The sequence below is a fragment of the Helicobacter cetorum genome (genome assembly GCF_900198405.1).
GTDB classification, from domain to species: Bacteria; Campylobacterota; Campylobacteria; order Campylobacterales; family Helicobacteraceae; genus Helicobacter; species Helicobacter cetorum_C.
Genome location: NZ_FZMR01000021.1, coordinates 25,746 through 42,385 on the forward strand (window position 1 = coordinate 25,746; position 16,640 = coordinate 42,385).

Annotated in this window: 16 protein-coding genes; 3 read left to right on the forward strand and 13 right to left on the reverse strand. The window is 36.0% G+C overall.

What is annotated here, in order from left to right; genetic code table 11:
- Nucleotides 1-310 precede the first annotated feature (310 nt).
- From C6H25_RS06430 to prfB, 3 genes are all read right to left on the reverse strand, one after another.
- A complete protein-coding gene (locus C6H25_RS06430) occupies nt 311-1,585 on the reverse strand; it encodes a peptidase U32 family protein (RefSeq protein ID WP_418904554.1) in 1,275 nt (424 codons plus the stop codon).
- 2 nt (nt 1,586-1,587) lie between these two features.
- Nucleotides 1,588-2,313, reverse strand: a complete 726-nt coding sequence (cheZ, locus tag C6H25_RS06435; RefSeq protein WP_104748619.1) for a protein phosphatase CheZ — start codon at nt 2,311-2,313, stop codon at nt 1,588-1,590.
- 80 nt (nt 2,314-2,393) lie between these two features.
- A complete protein-coding gene (gene prfB / locus C6H25_RS06440; protein WP_104748620.1) occupies nt 2,394-3,485 on the reverse strand; it encodes a peptide chain release factor 2 in 1,092 nt (363 codons plus the stop codon).
- Nucleotides 3,486-4,097: 612 nt separating this feature from the next.
- Here prfB and C6H25_RS06445 point away from each other — a divergent pair.
- The gene (locus C6H25_RS06445; protein WP_158653898.1) at nt 4,098-4,925 is read left to right on the forward strand and encodes a glycosyltransferase family 4 protein; all 828 of its coding nucleotides are present in this window, start codon (nt 4,098-4,100) and stop codon (nt 4,923-4,925) included.
- A 75-nt stretch (nt 4,926-5,000) separates the two neighbouring features.
- Here the strand turns inward: C6H25_RS06445 and ftsY are convergent, their stop codons facing one another.
- Nucleotides 5,001-5,888: a signal recognition particle-docking protein FtsY gene (ftsY, locus tag C6H25_RS06450; protein WP_104748622.1), complete on the reverse strand. Its 888-nt coding sequence runs from the start codon at nt 5,886-5,888 to the stop codon at nt 5,001-5,003.
- Nucleotides 5,889-5,894: 6 nt separating this feature from the next.
- The gene (locus tag C6H25_RS06455) at nt 5,895-6,458 is read right to left on the reverse strand and encodes a hypothetical protein (RefSeq protein WP_104748623.1); all 564 of its coding nucleotides are present in this window, start codon (nt 6,456-6,458) and stop codon (nt 5,895-5,897) included.
- Nucleotides 6,459-6,586: 128 nt separating this feature from the next.
- Between C6H25_RS06455 and C6H25_RS06460 the strand changes: the two genes are divergently transcribed.
- Nucleotides 6,587-7,222: a 5-formyltetrahydrofolate cyclo-ligase gene (locus C6H25_RS06460; protein WP_104748624.1), complete on the forward strand. Its 636-nt coding sequence runs from the start codon at nt 6,587-6,589 to the stop codon at nt 7,220-7,222.
- The gene (locus C6H25_RS06465; RefSeq protein ID WP_233707352.1) at nt 7,200-8,717 is read left to right on the forward strand and encodes an HDIG domain-containing metalloprotein; all 1,518 of its coding nucleotides are present in this window, start codon (nt 7,200-7,202) and stop codon (nt 8,715-8,717) included. The genes C6H25_RS06460 and C6H25_RS06465 overlap by 23 nt, the downstream gene beginning before the upstream one ends.
- Here C6H25_RS06465 and C6H25_RS06470 read toward each other — a convergent pair.
- The 8 genes from C6H25_RS06470 to gltX form a co-directional block, all read right to left on the reverse strand.
- A complete protein-coding gene (locus C6H25_RS06470; protein WP_104748626.1) occupies nt 8,714-9,343 on the reverse strand; it encodes a uracil-DNA glycosylase family protein in 630 nt (209 codons plus the stop codon). The two genes, C6H25_RS06465 and C6H25_RS06470, sit on opposite strands and share 4 nt — an antisense overlap.
- Nucleotides 9,344-9,349: 6 nt before the next feature.
- Nucleotides 9,350-10,762 (reverse strand): aspartate ammonia-lyase, encoded by a 1,413-nt coding sequence (aspA, locus tag C6H25_RS06475; protein ID WP_104748627.1) that lies wholly within the window; start codon nt 10,760-10,762, stop codon nt 9,350-9,352.
- 69 nt (nt 10,763-10,831) lie between these two features.
- Nucleotides 10,832-12,100 (reverse strand): UDP-N-acetylglucosamine 1-carboxyvinyltransferase, encoded by a 1,269-nt coding sequence (murA, locus tag C6H25_RS06480; protein ID WP_104748628.1) that lies wholly within the window; start codon nt 12,098-12,100, stop codon nt 10,832-10,834.
- A 2-nt stretch (nt 12,101-12,102) separates the two neighbouring features.
- Nucleotides 12,103-12,513 carry a hypothetical protein gene (locus tag C6H25_RS06485; protein WP_104748629.1) on the reverse strand — a complete coding sequence of 137 codons (411 nt, stop codon included), beginning with the start codon at nt 12,511-12,513 and terminating at the stop codon, nt 12,103-12,105.
- A 3-nt stretch (nt 12,514-12,516) separates the two neighbouring features.
- Nucleotides 12,517-13,338: a UTP--glucose-1-phosphate uridylyltransferase GalU gene (gene galU, locus C6H25_RS06490; RefSeq protein ID WP_104748630.1), complete on the reverse strand. Its 822-nt coding sequence runs from the start codon at nt 13,336-13,338 to the stop codon at nt 12,517-12,519.
- On the reverse strand, nt 13,335-15,002 hold the full coding sequence (locus C6H25_RS06495; RefSeq protein WP_104748631.1) for a lytic transglycosylase domain-containing protein: 1,668 nt from the start codon (nt 15,000-15,002) through the stop codon (nt 13,335-13,337). The genes galU and C6H25_RS06495 overlap by 4 nt, the downstream gene beginning before the upstream one ends.
- Nucleotides 15,003-15,012: 10 nt before the next feature.
- Nucleotides 15,013-15,306: a YggT family protein gene (locus tag C6H25_RS06500; protein WP_104748632.1), complete on the reverse strand. Its 294-nt coding sequence runs from the start codon at nt 15,304-15,306 to the stop codon at nt 15,013-15,015.
- On the reverse strand, nt 15,303-16,622 hold the full coding sequence (gltX, locus tag C6H25_RS06505; RefSeq protein ID WP_104748633.1) for a glutamate--tRNA ligase: 1,320 nt from the start codon (nt 16,620-16,622) through the stop codon (nt 15,303-15,305). The genes C6H25_RS06500 and gltX overlap by 4 nt, the downstream gene beginning before the upstream one ends.
- Nucleotides 16,623-16,640 lie beyond the last annotated feature (18 nt).

Genomic DNA, 16,640 nt, shown 5'->3' on the forward strand with positions numbered 1-16,640 from the left:
AAAAATTGAGAATATGCTGAGAATTTTGGGTTTTTTATAAGGGTTAATACGCCTTAGTGTTGTTATAAGTTACAAAGATTTAAGGATTGATTAGATTTTATAGCGTTTTCTTGTGAAATTTTAAGATATGAAAAGGATTTTATCTTTAATACTTAAAAATTTCTTAAGTAAATAATGAGAGAGAGTGGGGGGCTATTTAATAGTTATTTTTAAATGGTTTTGATTTTTGTTTAAAAATACTCATTACAAGTTTGCAAAATTTTTTAATATACTATTGATTTTATTGAATGCTGAAAATTTTACCCTACGCTTATTTTTTATCTAATTGAGTGCGTAAAAAACTAAAAGCAGGTAAAGGCGTGGGTAATTGCACCAAATTCACATTCCCACTATGGATAGTTTCTAGCTCGGTGTCATTTTCTAAAAGGATTTTATATAGCACTAAATAATAGCGTTTTTCAAACTCATAAATTTTGCCGATTTCATTGACTATGGGCGTGATAGTCGTATTTTTGGGGGCGATGATTTCATAGGCAATATTAGTAGTTGTAGTGAATTTGCATGCAAAAAAACGCCCATCTTCAGTAACTTCGCCATTGACTTGATAATCGCCTTCACTAATGGCGGTTTTATGGTTTTGTGTATCAAGTCTTTCAAAAGGTCTTCGCATTAAATAGCCATCAGTAAAACCCCTATTTTTAAGCGTGTTTAATTCATCGGTGTAAAAACTAGGTTTGAGAGTGTTGTTATAAAAATCATCAATGGCTAGGCGGTAAATACGCGTGGTTTGTGCGGCGTAGTAATCAGACTTGGTGCGCCCTTCAATCTTTAGAGCATCAATAGCATTTGAATTTAAAATTTCAGCGATATGACTAGAGAGATTTAAATCTTTAGCGTTAAAAATATGCGTGCCCTCGCCCTCAACTTCTTCAAGTCTCATCATCACGCCATTATCAGGGTTTTTTACATAATATTCATAATCAAACCTACAATCATTCGCACAGCTCCCACGATTTGGCACACGCCCATTTTGTAAAGCAGAAATTAAGCAACGCCCTGAAAAGGCAAAGCACATGCTCCCATGCACAAAGATTTCTAATTCTAAATTAGGCAAAGCTTTTTTAATTTCAATCGCATCATTTAGGCTTAACTCTCTTGCACACACAATGCGTTTGACCCCTAAATCATAAAACACTTGTGCATCTAAAACATTAAGCACATTAGCTTGGGTGGATAAATGGATAGGAACGCTTGGAGCGATTTTTTGAGCTAATTTCACTACGCCGGGAGTGGCGATAATAAAAGCGTCTGGCTCTAATTCTGCCATTTTAAAAATATGTTCTTCTAAAAGTTTGAGTTGTGAATTGAAAGGAAAGCCATTGATAGTAGCATAGACTTTTTTATTTAAGGCATGGGCGTAGTCAATCCCTTCTTTAAAGGTCTCTAAATTAAATTCTTTGCTCGCACGATTGCGTAAGGAAAAATGGCTTACCCCTCCATAAACAGCGTCTGCACCATAATTCAAAGCGATTTTAAGTTTTTTTAAATTACCGGCTGGAGAGAGTAATTCAGTCTTTTTACTCAAAATTACTTGGCTCCAAAAGAAGCAATTAAGGCTTCAATATCATCAGAGCTGGCTAAATCTTCTTTGTCATCGCCAGCGATATAAGTCGCTGAACTCACTCGTTTAGAATCGTCAATCTTGCCTTCAAAAAGGGAGTTCATGTATTGACTAAGCGCTCGCATGACATTAACCACTCTTTCAATTTTTTGGCGGTGAATATCTTGAAACTGCATAATATCCATCGCTTGCATGGAACTATCTGAGCAATTATCAGCCTCTTCTTTAATAGTTTTAAGCGAAGATAGCATTTCTTGCTGTTCATCTAGTGCGATTTTAAACGCCTCAATACTAGGGAAATTAGCATGCAAATTTTCAAAAATTTCTTGGTGTTTTTTTAGAGGTTCTTGGATTTTTTTAACCATTTTTGCAATTTTATCAGAGCTAGCTCCTATTAAATCTAGCTGGTCAAAAATCTGTGTCGCTTTAGCCTCAGAGTCTTTTGTAACATCATCTAATTGATGCACAATTTTATGCTCTTCAGTGGGGGGTGGGGGTGGCCACTCATTGGGGCTAATTTTGCCATATTTTTCAGCGTCTTCTTTTTTAACGGTCATCTTTTCGTTGTTTTGAGGGTTTTCTTCTTTTTCTTTGACTTCTTCTGTTTTATTCGTATCTTCTTTGGTATCTAGAGCCTCTATGTTTTCTAAATCGCCACCATTCATCAATGCATCTAATTCTTCTTGTGTCATTCTAATTCCCTTTAATTAAGTTGTGCGTATTTAAAATAAAAAATCGTTTAAGGCGTTTTTCAAGCGTAATTCTAGCATACTTAAGCTTTAGCAATTAAAACACCCTCTAAAATTTCATCAATATCGCCATCTAAAATCGCCTCCACATTACTATAAGCACCATTTGAACGAGCGTCTTTGACTTGCTGATAGGGGGCTAAAACATAGCTTCTAATTTGATGTCCCCAACCGATTTCGCTTTTTTCTTCATTTTTTGTAACGCTTTGTTGTTTTTCTAATTCTAATTCATAAAGCTTGGATTTAAGCATTTTTAAAGCGCTCGCTTTGTTTTTATGCTGACTCCTGTCATTTTGACATTGCACTACAATGCCTGTTGGAAAATGCGTAATTCTAACGGCACTCTCGGTTTTATTGACATGCTGACCGCCTGCTCCACTAGCTCTATAATAATCATAACGGACATCTTTTTCATCAATTTCTATATCAATATCATCATCTAGCTCAGGGCTAATTTGAACGCTCGCAAAACTCGTATGGCGTTTGGCATTCGCATCAAAGGGTGAGATTCTAACTAGCCTATGCACCCCACTTTCATTTTTCAAATAGCCATAAGCGTTTTCGCCTTTAATAATAAAAGCTACCCCTTTAATACCTGCTTCTTCGCCATCTTGATAATCTAAAATCTCGCTTTTAAAACCCCTTCTTTCTGCCCATCTCAAATACATGCGATACAAAATGCTTGCCCAATCTTGGCTCTCAGTTCCCCCAGCACCCGGCTGAATAGTAATGATAGCATTTAGAGAATCGTTTTCACCACTTAACATGACTTCAATTTCTACTTTTTGAACGCTGTGTTCTAGGGTGCTTGCCTCTTCATAGAGTAAGGAGAGGGTGGTTTCATCGTTGTCGTTTTGAGCGAGTTCAAATAATTCTATGCTTTCATCTAAGGCATTTTTAGTTTTTTGATAGGTTTCTAACAAACGAGTTAAACGCACTTTTTCTTTATTAATATCTCTAGCTTTCAAAGCATCTTGCCAAAAATTAGGGTTTTCTTGCTCTTTTTCAATGCGTTCTAATTCTTGCTTAATCTTTTCAGGCTTGATGATTAAAGCGATATTATCGCATTTATTTTGTAAGCTTTTTAATAATTCACTATAGGTGTAGTTATCCATGAAGATAGTGTAGCCTTTTGAGATAATCTTATTATTTGATTATACCATTTTGAGTGTATAATTAAAAAATATTCTTAGAATTCAAAAATAAATTTCAAATTATTAGGAGATTAGAGTGGTTTTGTTGGATTCGAATATACTGATGCGACCGTTTACTGGGTGTGAATACTACACCTATGTCCTTGGAAATTTTCTTAAGGCACAAGAGGAGCAAGAAGGTTTTGAAATAGGTTTTTTCTATAATTTGGATTTCAAGAATCCACTGATTAGTTCTACTTTGTTGTCCATTTTGTCGGGGGGGGGGGTGAGAATAACACCATTAACGAAGAGTGTGCTTATGAAAATACTACGGTTGATTTGGGTACTAGTAGTTCATTACAAAAAAGTATTAAGAGTGAAATTAAAAAATTGCTCAAAAAAACTCCACCTTATTTTTTGTATAGAAGTTTTTTAGAAAATTATAGAAAATTTTATGAAATTTTCATTAATAAATATAAACTTTTAGAATGTTACAACATAAATAAAAAATTATGGTATAATACAGGTAAGAGTATTGAACTATATGTTCAAACGCACCCTTACAGTGGATTTTTCGAAAACTCTAGGGGGATTTTGAGTAGAAAACGTTTGTGTTGTATCCATGATTTGCACCATTTGCATAATTATGAAACTTTCTTTTACTTGACATACGATAAGAAATATGCAAAGAATATGGCAAAGAATATGGCAAAGAATATGAAATCTTTTGATGAGATTATATGCTTTTCACACTATGTTAAACGAGAGATTATCAATTATTTGGGTTATGATGAAAATAAAGTGCATGTGATTTATCATGGCGTAAGAGAGATTTTTAAAAATCCCCCACTTTTAGAAACAACTCGTTTTGATTTGCCTAAAAATTTTATTCTTGTAGTGGGGTATAGGAGTTTTAGGCGTAATACAATCCGCTTGATTCAAGCTTTTGAGCAACTCCCTTTAGCATTGAGAAAGAATTATAAAATTGTGCTTACAGGCACGCATGGCATGCGTAATGATGAAATTGATAGCTTGTTAGAAAAAGATTTTATAATGAGTTTGGGGTATGTCAATGATGATGAATTGCGTTATCTTTATAGTAAAGCTACATTGTTATGGTGGGGGACTTTAGAAGAGGGCTTTGGTTATCCTATGATAGAGGCGTTTGCATGCGGACTACCTGTATTAAGCTCTTGCACTTCTTGTAGCCCTGAGATTGGGGGCAATGCGGTGTATTATTGCAATCCTTATGATATAGAAGATATTAAGAATGCACTAGAAGAATTGCTAGAAGATGGAACATTAAGAGAACATTTACGCATAAAGGGATTAAAGCGTTCAGTCCTTTTTAGCGAAGAAGAATCCTTGCAAAAACATTTAGCCCTAATCAAACGCTTAGTTTTAGAGGCTAAAAACATGTAGACTTGATAAAAACAAAAGGGCTTAAAATCAAGTTATTTTTAAGCCTTAAATTTTGATTTTAAGGGGGGGGGGTAGCTACTCTTCTATGAATACCGCATCAACTAAGTCTTCTATAAAGCGTTCTTCATCAAAGGGGATTAAATCATCTTCTTTTTCGCCCATGCCTAAATAAAGGATAGGTAATTTCAACTCATACAGCACGCTTAAAATCGCTCCGCCTTTAGAAGTGCCATCAAGCTTAGTCATAATCACGCCATCTAAGGCTAGAGTTTCATGAAAAATCTTAGCTTGAGTGAGTCCTGAACTTCCTTGTGTACCATCTAAAATGAGAAATTTATAAAAAGGAGCGTCTTTTAAGACTTTAGAACAAGTGCGCGCGATTTTAGAAAGCTCGTTTTTGAGATTGGTTTGGTTGTGTAATCTTCCAGCGGTGTCTATAAAGACTTCATCAATGTTTTTAGCTATCGCGCTTTCTATGGTGTTATAGGCTAGAGAGCTTGGGTCGCTTCCTTCTTTAGCACTAATAACTTGAATATTGAGTTTTTCACCCCATAATTGGAGCTGTTTAACTGCGGCAGCTCTGAAAGTATCGCCCGCCCCTAAAAGCACTTTTTTATGCTGTTTTAAAGAGAGCTTGGCTAATTTAGCGATGCTAGTGGTTTTGCCCGCACCATTAACCCCTACAATTAGATGCACTAGGGGCTTTGTACTAATAGTTTGAAGGCGGGTTTTATCATAGTAGCTTTCCCCACGCACAAAGCGTAACAAAGCGACTTCAAGCTGTTTAGCAGTGATTGTTTCAGGCAAGCTAGATAGCAAAGTTTCTATTAAGTCGTATTGAATATCAAAGCTAATAAGAATTTCTTCTAGCTCATCTTTAAGAATATTTTCACGCCTTTTTTTTATGGGTTTAGACTCTTCACCCTTAATTTTATTGGCAATTTTTTTGAAAAAATTAAACATTAAATTCTAGTCCTTTAAGTTAGAAATATCAAATTGAAGCATTTCTGCTGGCACAATGCCTTGATAAATATTGACAAGTTTGTGCTTGTCATTATACAAGAGCATGCTTGGAGTTTTTTCTAAGTTTTTATTTTCTTTTGATATGGCACGATAAAAAGAGGGGCTAGTAGGATTTAAAAGCATGAAAGTTATTGGAAAACGCTCTAAAAAAGTTTCTAACTCATGTGTGAGATAAGGATTTTTTAATAAAACAACGATATTCAAACGCTCTTTAAAGGTTTCTTTAAGCGAATTAAGAGCAGGGATATAATCCTTAAAGAGATGGTTTTCTAAATCGCTTAAAAAAAATAGCGTAGGAGCTTTATTTTCATTTAAAATATTTAATTCTAAAGAATTGAGATTGCCTATCAAAGAAACACCTTTTGTAGGTTGCTTGGCGTATTTATAGATATAAACTTCTTGGTGGGTTTCTTGTGTTTTTTGGGTTTTTGGTTTAGAGTTTTTACAGGCATTAAAACCTAATGCCACAGCAAGCAATAAAACTAAAAAGGGAGGCGTAATAATTCTCATTATAAATATATCCTTAAGAATAAATTAAAATTAACTATAAGAACTTAAAATTATATTATAATGCAGATGTTTAAAATTTAAGGAATATAACCATTAAAGCGATTTTTAGAGAGTTTTGTAAAGAACGCTTGAAAAGGGCTAGAAACACTAGAGATACGCTTGTTTGTAGGCTTTTATACCCTAAACTCAAGCACTATAAGAATGTGTTACTTTATTGCCCTTTAAAGCATGAGTTAAACCTTTTGCCTTTGGTTTTTAAGCTAAGAAAAGCCCATAAGCGTGTGTGGTTGCCTCAAAGCTTAAAACAAGCTAATAGCTTTTGCAAGGAGCGTTTTACTATCGCTCCTTTTAGATTGCCCTTAAGGCGTTTGAAGTTATTTGATGAGCCTAGGCTTTCTTATTTTTATAAGAAAGAATTAGATTGCATTATTATTCCTATTTTAGGAATGGATACAGACTTCAGGCGCATTGGGTTTGGTGCTGGCATGTATGATAGAAGCTTGCCTGAGTTGCTTAAATACCAAAGAAAGCAACCTCTAGTAGCGTTTGTGAGTAGGGAGCTAGTAATGGCATCAGAGCCTCTTACAAATGCCTATGACACTCAAGCCAATCTTTATATAAACTCTCGTATCGTAATGAAAAAGAATCAAGGGGCACATTATGGGTCACAACGGATTAATTTATGTTTCATTAGAAGTCATTGTTTCTTGTTTGATAACCGCACTCATTGTGTATCTGGTTATGAAAAGAATTTATCATGCTAAGGGGAAAGAGCTTTTAAAAGGTGCTGCAGCTAAGGCTAAACTTATGGAATTTCAAGCGAAGTCTTTTGTAGAGGCTGAAGAGGCACGCATGAAAAATTTAGAATGTCAGCTCCACCAACAAAATGAGAATGAGAGATTACAACTCAAAACTAAGTTTGACAAGAAAGAGGCTCATTTAAGGCATTTAGAGGCGCAATACAAAGAATTTGCTAGAGATGAGAGGCGTTATTTAGAAAAGGAAAAACAAGAGCTTGAAAAAGAGCGTCAAAGTTTAGGAAAAGAAATAGAGAATGCTAAAGAGCATGCTAGAATTTGCAAAGAGGCTCAAGCTAAGGCTTTAGATATTATGCTTAATTATATTGGCTATACCAAAGATGAAATTAAGGCTATGGTTTTAGAGCAGTTAGAGGAGGAACTAGAGGGGCAAAAGAGCGCTTTAATTAGGCGTTATGAAAAAGAGGCTAAAGAAGAAGGCAAGAAAAAGTCTTATGAAATTTTAGCAGAGGCGACAGCTCGTTTTGCAGGCAATTATGCTATAGAGAATTTAACAAGTCGTGTGGAACTACCTTATCAAGGCTATATTGGTCGTGTGATTGGCAAAGAGGGTAAAAATATTGAAACCTTTAAAAAAGTTAGTGGGGTGGATATAGAAATCAATGAAGAAGAAAATGCGATTTATCTTTCAAGCTTTAATATCTATAGGCGTGAAGTAGCGAGTGAAGTGCTAAAACTTTTGGTAGAAGATGGGCGTATCCAACCCAATAGAATTGAAGAAGTCTATCAACGAGTCTCGCATAACATGGAAAAAAACTTGCTTTCTGAAGGACATGGCGTGATGCTAGAGTTAGAGCTTGGAGCTATGGCAGATGAACTTAAAATCTTATTAGGGAAAATGCGTTATCGCTCTAGTTTTGGACAAAATGCTTTGCAACACTCTAAAGAAGTCGCCTTTTTGGCAGGACTGATTGCTGAGCAACTAGGGGGGGATAAGAAGTTGGCTAGAAGAGCTGGCATTTTGCATGATATTGGAAAGGCACTCACTCAAGAGCTTGGGGCTGACCATGTGAGCTTGGGAGCTGAAGTTTGCAAGCGCAATAAGGAAGATTCAGTAGTGATTAATGCTATTTATGCTCATCATGGACAAGAAGAGATTATGAGCATAGAATGCGCGAGCGTATGTGCTGCTGATGCACTCTCTGCAGGAAGACCCGGCGCAAGAAGAAAGAGTGATGAAGAATACGCCAAACGCATGCAAATCTTAGAAGAAATCGCTATGGAATTTAAAGGTGTTGAAAAGGCGTATGCTATGGAGAGTGGCAGGGAGCTAAGAGTGATTGTGCGAGCTAATCAAGTTAAAGATAACCAAGTGCCACTAATAGCTAAAAAAATCGCTAAAAAGATTGAAGAAAGCACGCAATATTTAGGCGAAGTAGGCGTGCAAGTGGTGCGTGAAAGCCGTTCTAAGGCGATTGCAACTATGAATAGCCAAGACTAAAGGGTATTTAAAAAGTTTAAAGCTGTTTTAAAATGCGTTAGTGCTTCTTTTTTAAGCGAGGGGTTTTTGAGCATGTCTTCTAAAGCATGGGTAGCAAGAAAATTTTTTGACCGATAGTTAATGATACGCCCAAAAGATTCTTTTTTAGAAAGATTAAGCAAGTGATGCAAAGAAGTTTCGCCAAATAGCACGCATAGTTTTGAGGGGCTTTTATCTAGTTGCCATAGTAAATGGGGAAGGCAAGCTTTTATTTCTTGTTCTAAATTCAAGGTTTTAGAATTGCATTTTAAAAGCGATAAGATATTGCATTCTGTTAATGCGATAGAAAAAACCTTTTGAATGATATTTTTGAGCATGGAGGCTTTAAGATTGTCTGAAAAAACAAGCTGATTATTGAGTAGGGGTGTGAGCGTGATAAAAGTTAGCTTAGCTTTAGGGCTAAACTGCCCGCTTATTGGTGTGGTGCCTTGATGACGCTTGCATAAGGTGCAAGTTTCAATACTCTCATGCACCTCTTTTAAAAAGGGCTTTTGAGATGATGGCTTATAGGTTGTGTTGGTATAAGTCTCCCCCAAAAGACGCTCCGTATAAAGGGAGCGTAAGGTTTTAAGATATGAAAGCTCCAAAGCGTTTTAGTCTTTGTGTTTTTTGAAAGTGTGGGGGTTAATCATATTTTCAGGCTTGAAAATATCATCTAGCTGTTCTTTGGTTAAGATTTTCTTTTCTAAAGCGATGTCGTAGATAGAGCGTCCGCTTTTTAAAGCCTCTTTAGCAATAGCGGCAGATTTTTCATAGCCAATATGAGGGTTAAGCGCAGTAACAATACCAATACTATTAAACACATAATCGCTACAAATCTTTTCGTTAGCTGTAATGCCTTGCACGCATTTGGTTGCAAGAGTTTCAAGTGCACGCCCTAAAATCACAAAAGAGTGGAAAAGTTTATAAGCAATTACTGGTTCAAAGACATTGAGCTGTAATTGTCCGCCCTCTGCTGCTAATGCCACGCTTAAATCATTTCCAATCACATCAAAGCACACTTGATTGACTACTTCTGGAATGACCGGATTAACTTTACCGGGCATAATAGAACTTCCCGGTTGCATTTTAGGTAAATTGATTTCATTTAATCCGGCTCTAGGACCTGAGCTTAACAATCTCAAGTCGTTACAAATCTTAGAGAGTTTTACAGCCACACGCTTTAGAACACCACTCACTTGCACATAAGCTCCGGTGCTTTGAGTAGCCTCAATTAAGTTGTGCGCTACAATAAAGGGGCGACCGGTTACTTCTTGGATTTTCTTTTCAATGAGCATGCGATAATCAGGGTGCGAATTGATTCCGGTGCCAATGGCAGTGCCACCAAGATTGATTTCTCTTACCCAATTTCTAGCGTCTAAAACCTGCTCAATATCCTTGTCAATCATCAAAGCGTAAGTTTCAAACTCTTGCCCTAAAGTCATAGGCACAGCATCTTGAAGCTGGGTGCGCCCCATTTTAAGCACATGGGCAAATTCTTTAGCTTTTTTAGAGAACGCATCACGCAAGAGTTTCATGGGGGTAACTAAGTTGGTTAAACGCTCATAAATAGCAATTTTTAAAGCGCTAGGATAAGCGTCATTAGTGGATTGAGAGCGGTTAACATGGTCGTTAGGGTGGCAAAATTCATACTCGCCCTTTTTATGCCCCATGTATTCTAGGGCTAAGTTAGAGACCACTTCATTCACATTCATATTGGTGCTTGTGCCAGCTCCCCCTTGAATCATATCTACGATGAATTGGTCGTGGTATTTTCCATCAATCAATAAATCACAAGCATGACAAATAGCGGTTTTAATTTTTTCATCAATAAGCCCTAATTGAGCGTTAGTTAAGGCAGCCGCTTTTTTAACTTGAGCAAACGCTTTAATAAAAATAGGGTAACTAGAGAGCTTGTCATTAGTAATGAAAAAATTCTCACTCGCTCTTAGAGCTTGAACACCGTAATAAACATCGTTACTAATTTCCATTTCACCGATAAAATCATGTTCAATACGCTTTGGCATAAAAAACTCCTTTAAAGAACTTAATTAGAATGATTGATAAAAATCATCGTATTATAATCAAACTTTGAGTTACTTTTCTTTTAAGCGTTTAATTTTTGCTCCTAAAGCACACATTTTTTCTTCTAAATTCTCATATCCTCTATCTAAATGATAAATTCTATGCACTTTTGTAACGCCTTGTGCGATAAGACCTGCTAAGATTAGAGCAGAAGAGGCTCTTAAATCCGTTGCCATTACATCACTTCCTGTAAGCTCTGTAGGGCCATTGATAGTGGCAATATGGCTTTTTAAGCTGATATTTGCTCCTAAGCGTTGCAATTCGCTCGCATGCATGAAGCGGTTTTCAAAAAGTGTTTCTTGGATAATGCTCGCTCCCTCACATTGCGTAGCTAGTGCCATAAATTGTGCTTGCATATCGGTTGGAAAACCCGGATATTCTTGTGTAGTGATTTCAAAGGCGTGGCGTTTTTGGCTAGGAAGAATTTCAACAGAAGTATCGGTTGTGTTGAATTTAAAACCAATTTCTTGAAGTTTGTCTAAAATAGCTTGAAGATGATTGGGTACAACATGATTGATTTTAATTTGATGATTAGTGATAGCACCCACACATAAATAAGTGCCTGCCTCAATCCTATCAGGAATGATTTGAATATCTTTTAAGGCAAGTGGCTCACTCTCTGTGCCTTTAATTTTTAATTCGCTTGTGCCTATGCCCTCAATTTCTACACCCCCACTTTGTAAAAATTCGCATAATTGCACAATTTCTGGTTCTTTAGCGGCGTTGATAATGCGTGTTGTGCCTTTGGCTAAACTTGCTGCCATAAGGGCGTTTTCTGTGCCTGTAACGGTGATTTTATCAAATAAAATATCTTTGCCTATTAAGCCTTTTTTAGCGCTTGCATGGATATAGCCTTGTTCAATTTTGATTTCAGCGCCTAATTGTTGCATAGCTTTTAAATGCAAATCTACAGGGCGTGTGCCTATAGCACAACCTCCGGGTAAGCTCACTAAGCATTCCTTAAAACGCGTTAACAAAGGGCCTAGAACCAAAACAGATGCGCGCATTTTACGCACCAAATCATAAGTGGCCTCTGTATGAGTGATAGAATTAGCTTGTAATTTGAGCGTGTTAGTATCAAGCCATTGTAATTCTGCCCCTAAATTTTGCAATAATAATGCCATAGCTTTTATATCTGCCACTTGGGGTAAGGCACTAATTTTGACTTCTTGTTTACTCAAAAGACTTGCTGCTAAAATAGGGAGCGCAGAATTTTTTGCCCCTGAAATATTGATTGTGCCTTTTAGGGGGGTTCTTCCTATAATTTCTAAAAAATCCACTTTTATCCTTTCTTTTCCTTATTCTTAAGCGCTAAGCCTGCAGAATTAGAGATTTCTTGTTGGTGGTTGGGGTTTGCATCTTCTAAATCCTGCCCAAATTTAATCGCACTTTCTAATTCAAAAAATTCTGAGGCAATAAGCTCTTGTATAGTTTCTAGCCACAAATTCAGCTTTTCTTCAGGACAAAGCTTAAAATACTTATAAAAACTCTCTTTAATCTCTTGTAAGCTCTGCTCATTTTGAATAGCTTTGATTTGTTGGTGCAAAGCCTCTAAGGTAAGAGGTTTTTTTGCTTTAGGTTTTACTTTAGTAGGGGCTAAACTAAACCTTAGGGCAAGACCAAGCAACAAAATGGGGAGCAAGCAAATAAAGAGGCTTAAGTAAAGGTAGGCATAATAACTTAAGCTACCCATGATTTATAAGCGTTGTTGATAATAGGCGTTAGTCGCCTCAATATAGCCCTCCACGCTCCCACAATCATAGCGTTTACCTTTGAATTGATAAGCGATAATGCGTTGGTTTTTAGCTTGAGTGAGCAAGGCATCAGTGATTTGAATTTCATCGTTTTTGCCGGGCTTAGTGTCGTGCAAAATCTCAAAAATATCAGGGGTTAAAATATAACGCCCAATCACAGCTAAATTGCTTGGAGCCTCTTTTATGCTTGGCTTTTCTATCATATCCTTAATTTCATATACGCCTTCTTCTAGTAATTCGCCCTTAATCACGCCATATTTTGAAACTTCTTCTAACGCCACTTCTTCAATGGCTACAATAGAGCATTGGTATTTTTGATAGAGAGTGGTCATTTGTTTTAAAACGCTTGGATATTCATGACTAGCACACAAATCATCAGCTAGAATCACTGCAAAAGGCTCATTACCTATAAGGGATTCTCCGGTTAAAATCGCATGCCCTAGACCTTTCATCTGTTTTTGGCGTGTGTAAGAAAAACGACATTTTTTCATGATATTACGAATGCTCTTAAGGGCATTTTCCTTGCTAGTGCCTTGAATTTGATGTTCTAATTCATAGCTTGTATCAAAATAATCTTCCAAACTTCTCTTGTTTCTACCTGTAACAATCGCCATAATTTCACAGCCTGCCTCCATAGCCTCTTCCACGGCATATTGCATTAAAGGTTTATCTACAATGGGTAGCATCTCTTTAGGAATGGTTTTAGTAATCGGTAAAAAGCGTGTGCCATAACCAGCAGCTGGAAAAAGACATTTTTTTATCATTTTTTATCCTTTTTAAGTTGAATGGTTTGTTGTAAAAAATCGTTAACAGAAACAAAATTTCCAAAAATCTCTTGATAAACAAGGTAATTTGCTATGACTTTGAAACCATATAGGCGAGTCTCACTATAAGGTACAAGCTCCATGCTAAGCCATGGCTCAAAGCGATTTTTTTCACTAAATCGTTTTGAGCTTTCTAGCCATCTTCTTAAAAAACCCGGCCCTGCATTGTAGGCATAGGCTACAAAAAGGGGGTGGTTAAATTCTTTTTTTAAATGATTTAAATAGTAATTACCAAATTTAAAAGCGATGTTTGGATTAAACATATCGTCTAAATCAATATGACTGATACCAAGATTTTTGGCAAAAGGCTCTACATTAAAGGGCATAATCTGCATAAGCCCTAGAGCAAAAGAGCGAGAGATTAAAGCGGGGAGCAAGAAACTTTCTTGCCTAGCAATCGCATAAGCCATAGCCTTTTCATCAGTATTTTGCCATTCAATAATACCCTCATAAGGAGAGAGATAATAATAAGTTTTATCTTTATTGCGCTCTTTTAAAAGGTAGGTAAGCTCAGGAGCACTTTTTTGATAATGCAAGGTTTTAAGAGTTTCTTGAAAAGCCTTTTCATCTTGCAAACTTAAGGCATGGGTTTTAAACTTTTGCCATAAGAATGGGTTGTGGGTGTCAAAAGGAGGTTTTTTAGAACTCAAGTTTTGAATGTTTGAGATAATGTGGTAATTAGGCGAGCTTTTAAGCTCATGGCTAGCATAGATGCTATAAAGATTGAGTGCTTCGCTCTTAGAGAGGCGCTCTAAGACTTTTCTTTTTTTATGGATAAGATACTGCCAAAAAATCGCTCTGTCTCTTAAAAAATTATCTTCTTTAGCGGCTATTTCAGAGCGTTCAAAATATTTTAAGGCTTTTTGAGATTTCTTTCTTAAAATTTCATTGATACCTAGGATAAAAAAGGTTTGGGCGTTGCTATGAGTGGCGTTACTCTTAGCTAAAGCCTCTTTAAAATTGTCTAATTTAGGGTCTAAGATAACCTTATAAACAAGATGATTAAAGGCTGGATAATCTTCATCTAAAAGGCGGTTTAACTCTTTTATAGAAATGGGCTCTTCAAAGATTTGAAGTTTTTTTTCATAACTCAAATGATTAAATAATGCGCTAAAGACTTGTGCGTTAGCCTTAAACATAGAGGCACTAATATTTTTGCTTTGCAAGATTTCTAATTCTTCATAAAGAATAGGATAGGAGCCTTTGATTTTTTCTTGCAAGGGCTTGAGGGTGCTGGGGGGGATAGCTTGAAACTCAGCAATTTTAGCTTTGAGTGCATTTGCAATACATTGTTTATCGCTTTGTTCTAATTCCTCTAGCTCGGTTTGTTTGCAATAAATATCTTTAGGCATTTCATCTAAAGCACCTTTGTCTCGCATAGCCTTTTGCAAGGTTGTATTCTTATTTTGGGCTAGTTCATAGGCTTTTTTAGCGTTTTCTAAACTTGTCTTTTTATCACTAATGTAACGCCACAAGTAGTAGTCTCTAGCAATTCCAGCGGGCTTTTTTTCTAAATCTTTGAGAGTCAAGCGGGGTTTAGATGCTAAAAAATTAGTTGAAAGCACCAGTAAAATAAGGAGTGGATACAATCTAAAAACACGCATAAAAATTCTTTTAAAGCCCCTGAGCAAGTGCAAAAATCCATTCAATTAAGGTTAAATCTAAAAACTTTAAAATAATAATCACTACTAAGGGAGCAAAATCTAGTCCATTATACACAAGCTTAAATTTGGAGCGTAAAAAATAAAACACTGGCTCACACAAGCGAGCAAGAATTTGCACGATGGGGTTATTAGGATTAGGTTGCACAAAACTTAAAAGCGAATAGATAATAACCACCCATACATACGCTGTAATCAAACCATGTAAAATAGTCGCACTCGCATTCAATAAACTTGAAAATATCATGCTTTTAGCCTTAAGATTTCTTTATAATGGCTTTGAATATAAGGAAAAATCAAAGGTAATTCAATGCCATGTGAGCTTCCGGTTAAAAGAATGCGTAAGGGCTTGAAAAAGTCCTTACCCTTAAGCTCGCTTAAATTCATGCTATCTTTTTTGAAACTTTCAAAATCGCTGTAGGCTTGAAAATCCATGGTTTTTAGGGTGTTAAAAAGCATTAAACAACGCTCTTTAAAATCTTCATTTTCATAAGTTTTAACAATATCCTTTGGTTCTAAAAACAACGAAATTTTCTCTTTTAATTCTAAAAGAGTATCGCTCTCTTCTATAAACAATCTTAAAAGCCCTAAGAGACTAATATCCTTTATTTGAGTAAGCTCTAATAATTTTTCATCATCTAAAAGTTTCAAATGCTCGTGGTTTAAATGCTTTAAGTATTTCAAATTAAAATGTGCCGGTGAGCTAGAAAGATTTTCTAAATTAAACCAAACAATTGCTTCTTCTAAAGTAAAAACTTCCTTAGGCACTTTATTACCGATAGTGATGAGATAATTAACAATAGCAACCGGTAAAAACCCTTGATTTAAGAGCCATTTCACGCTCGATGCCTCATCTCTCTTACTCATCTTTTTACCACTTACCTCATCTAAAATAATGGGTAAATGAGCGTAAGTAATAGGATTATTAGAACCTAAGGCTTGCTGAATGAGAATTTGTTTGGGGGTATTACTCACATGGTCTTCGCCCCTAATAATAAGACTAATTTCATAGAGCAAATCATCGCACGCACAAGCGAAATTATAAGTAGGACTCTTATCTTTTCTTAAAAGCACAAAAGAATCTAATTCATAAGGCTCAAATTTCACTTCTTTTTTAATCACATCATTAAAAGACATGGCAATTTTTGGGGCTTTTAAACGCACAACAGGGCTATTATGCTTATCTTTCTCTAAAGTAGCCCATTCATCTAAATACCTAAAAGGGCGTTTTTCATTCTTGGCTTTTTCTTTTTCTTTTTCCAAAAATTCGGTGCTTGCGTAACACAAAAACGCCTTATTTTCTTTCAGTAATTTTTCTGCCATGTTTTTATGATAATCTAAATTATGGCTTTGATAGACTAATTTATCCCAAGAAATTCCCATAAGCTTTAAAATCTCTAAAATTTCTTGGTCTTTTCCTTCAATGTTTCGTTCTTTGTCCGTGTCTTCAATGCGGATTAAAAAGGGTTTGTTCTGTTGTTTAGCCACAATGTAGTTAAAAATAGCCGCTCTTAAATTCCCTATATGCATATCTCCTGTAGGCGAAGGTGCAAAACGAAGCATAAAAAACCCTTTTTAGAA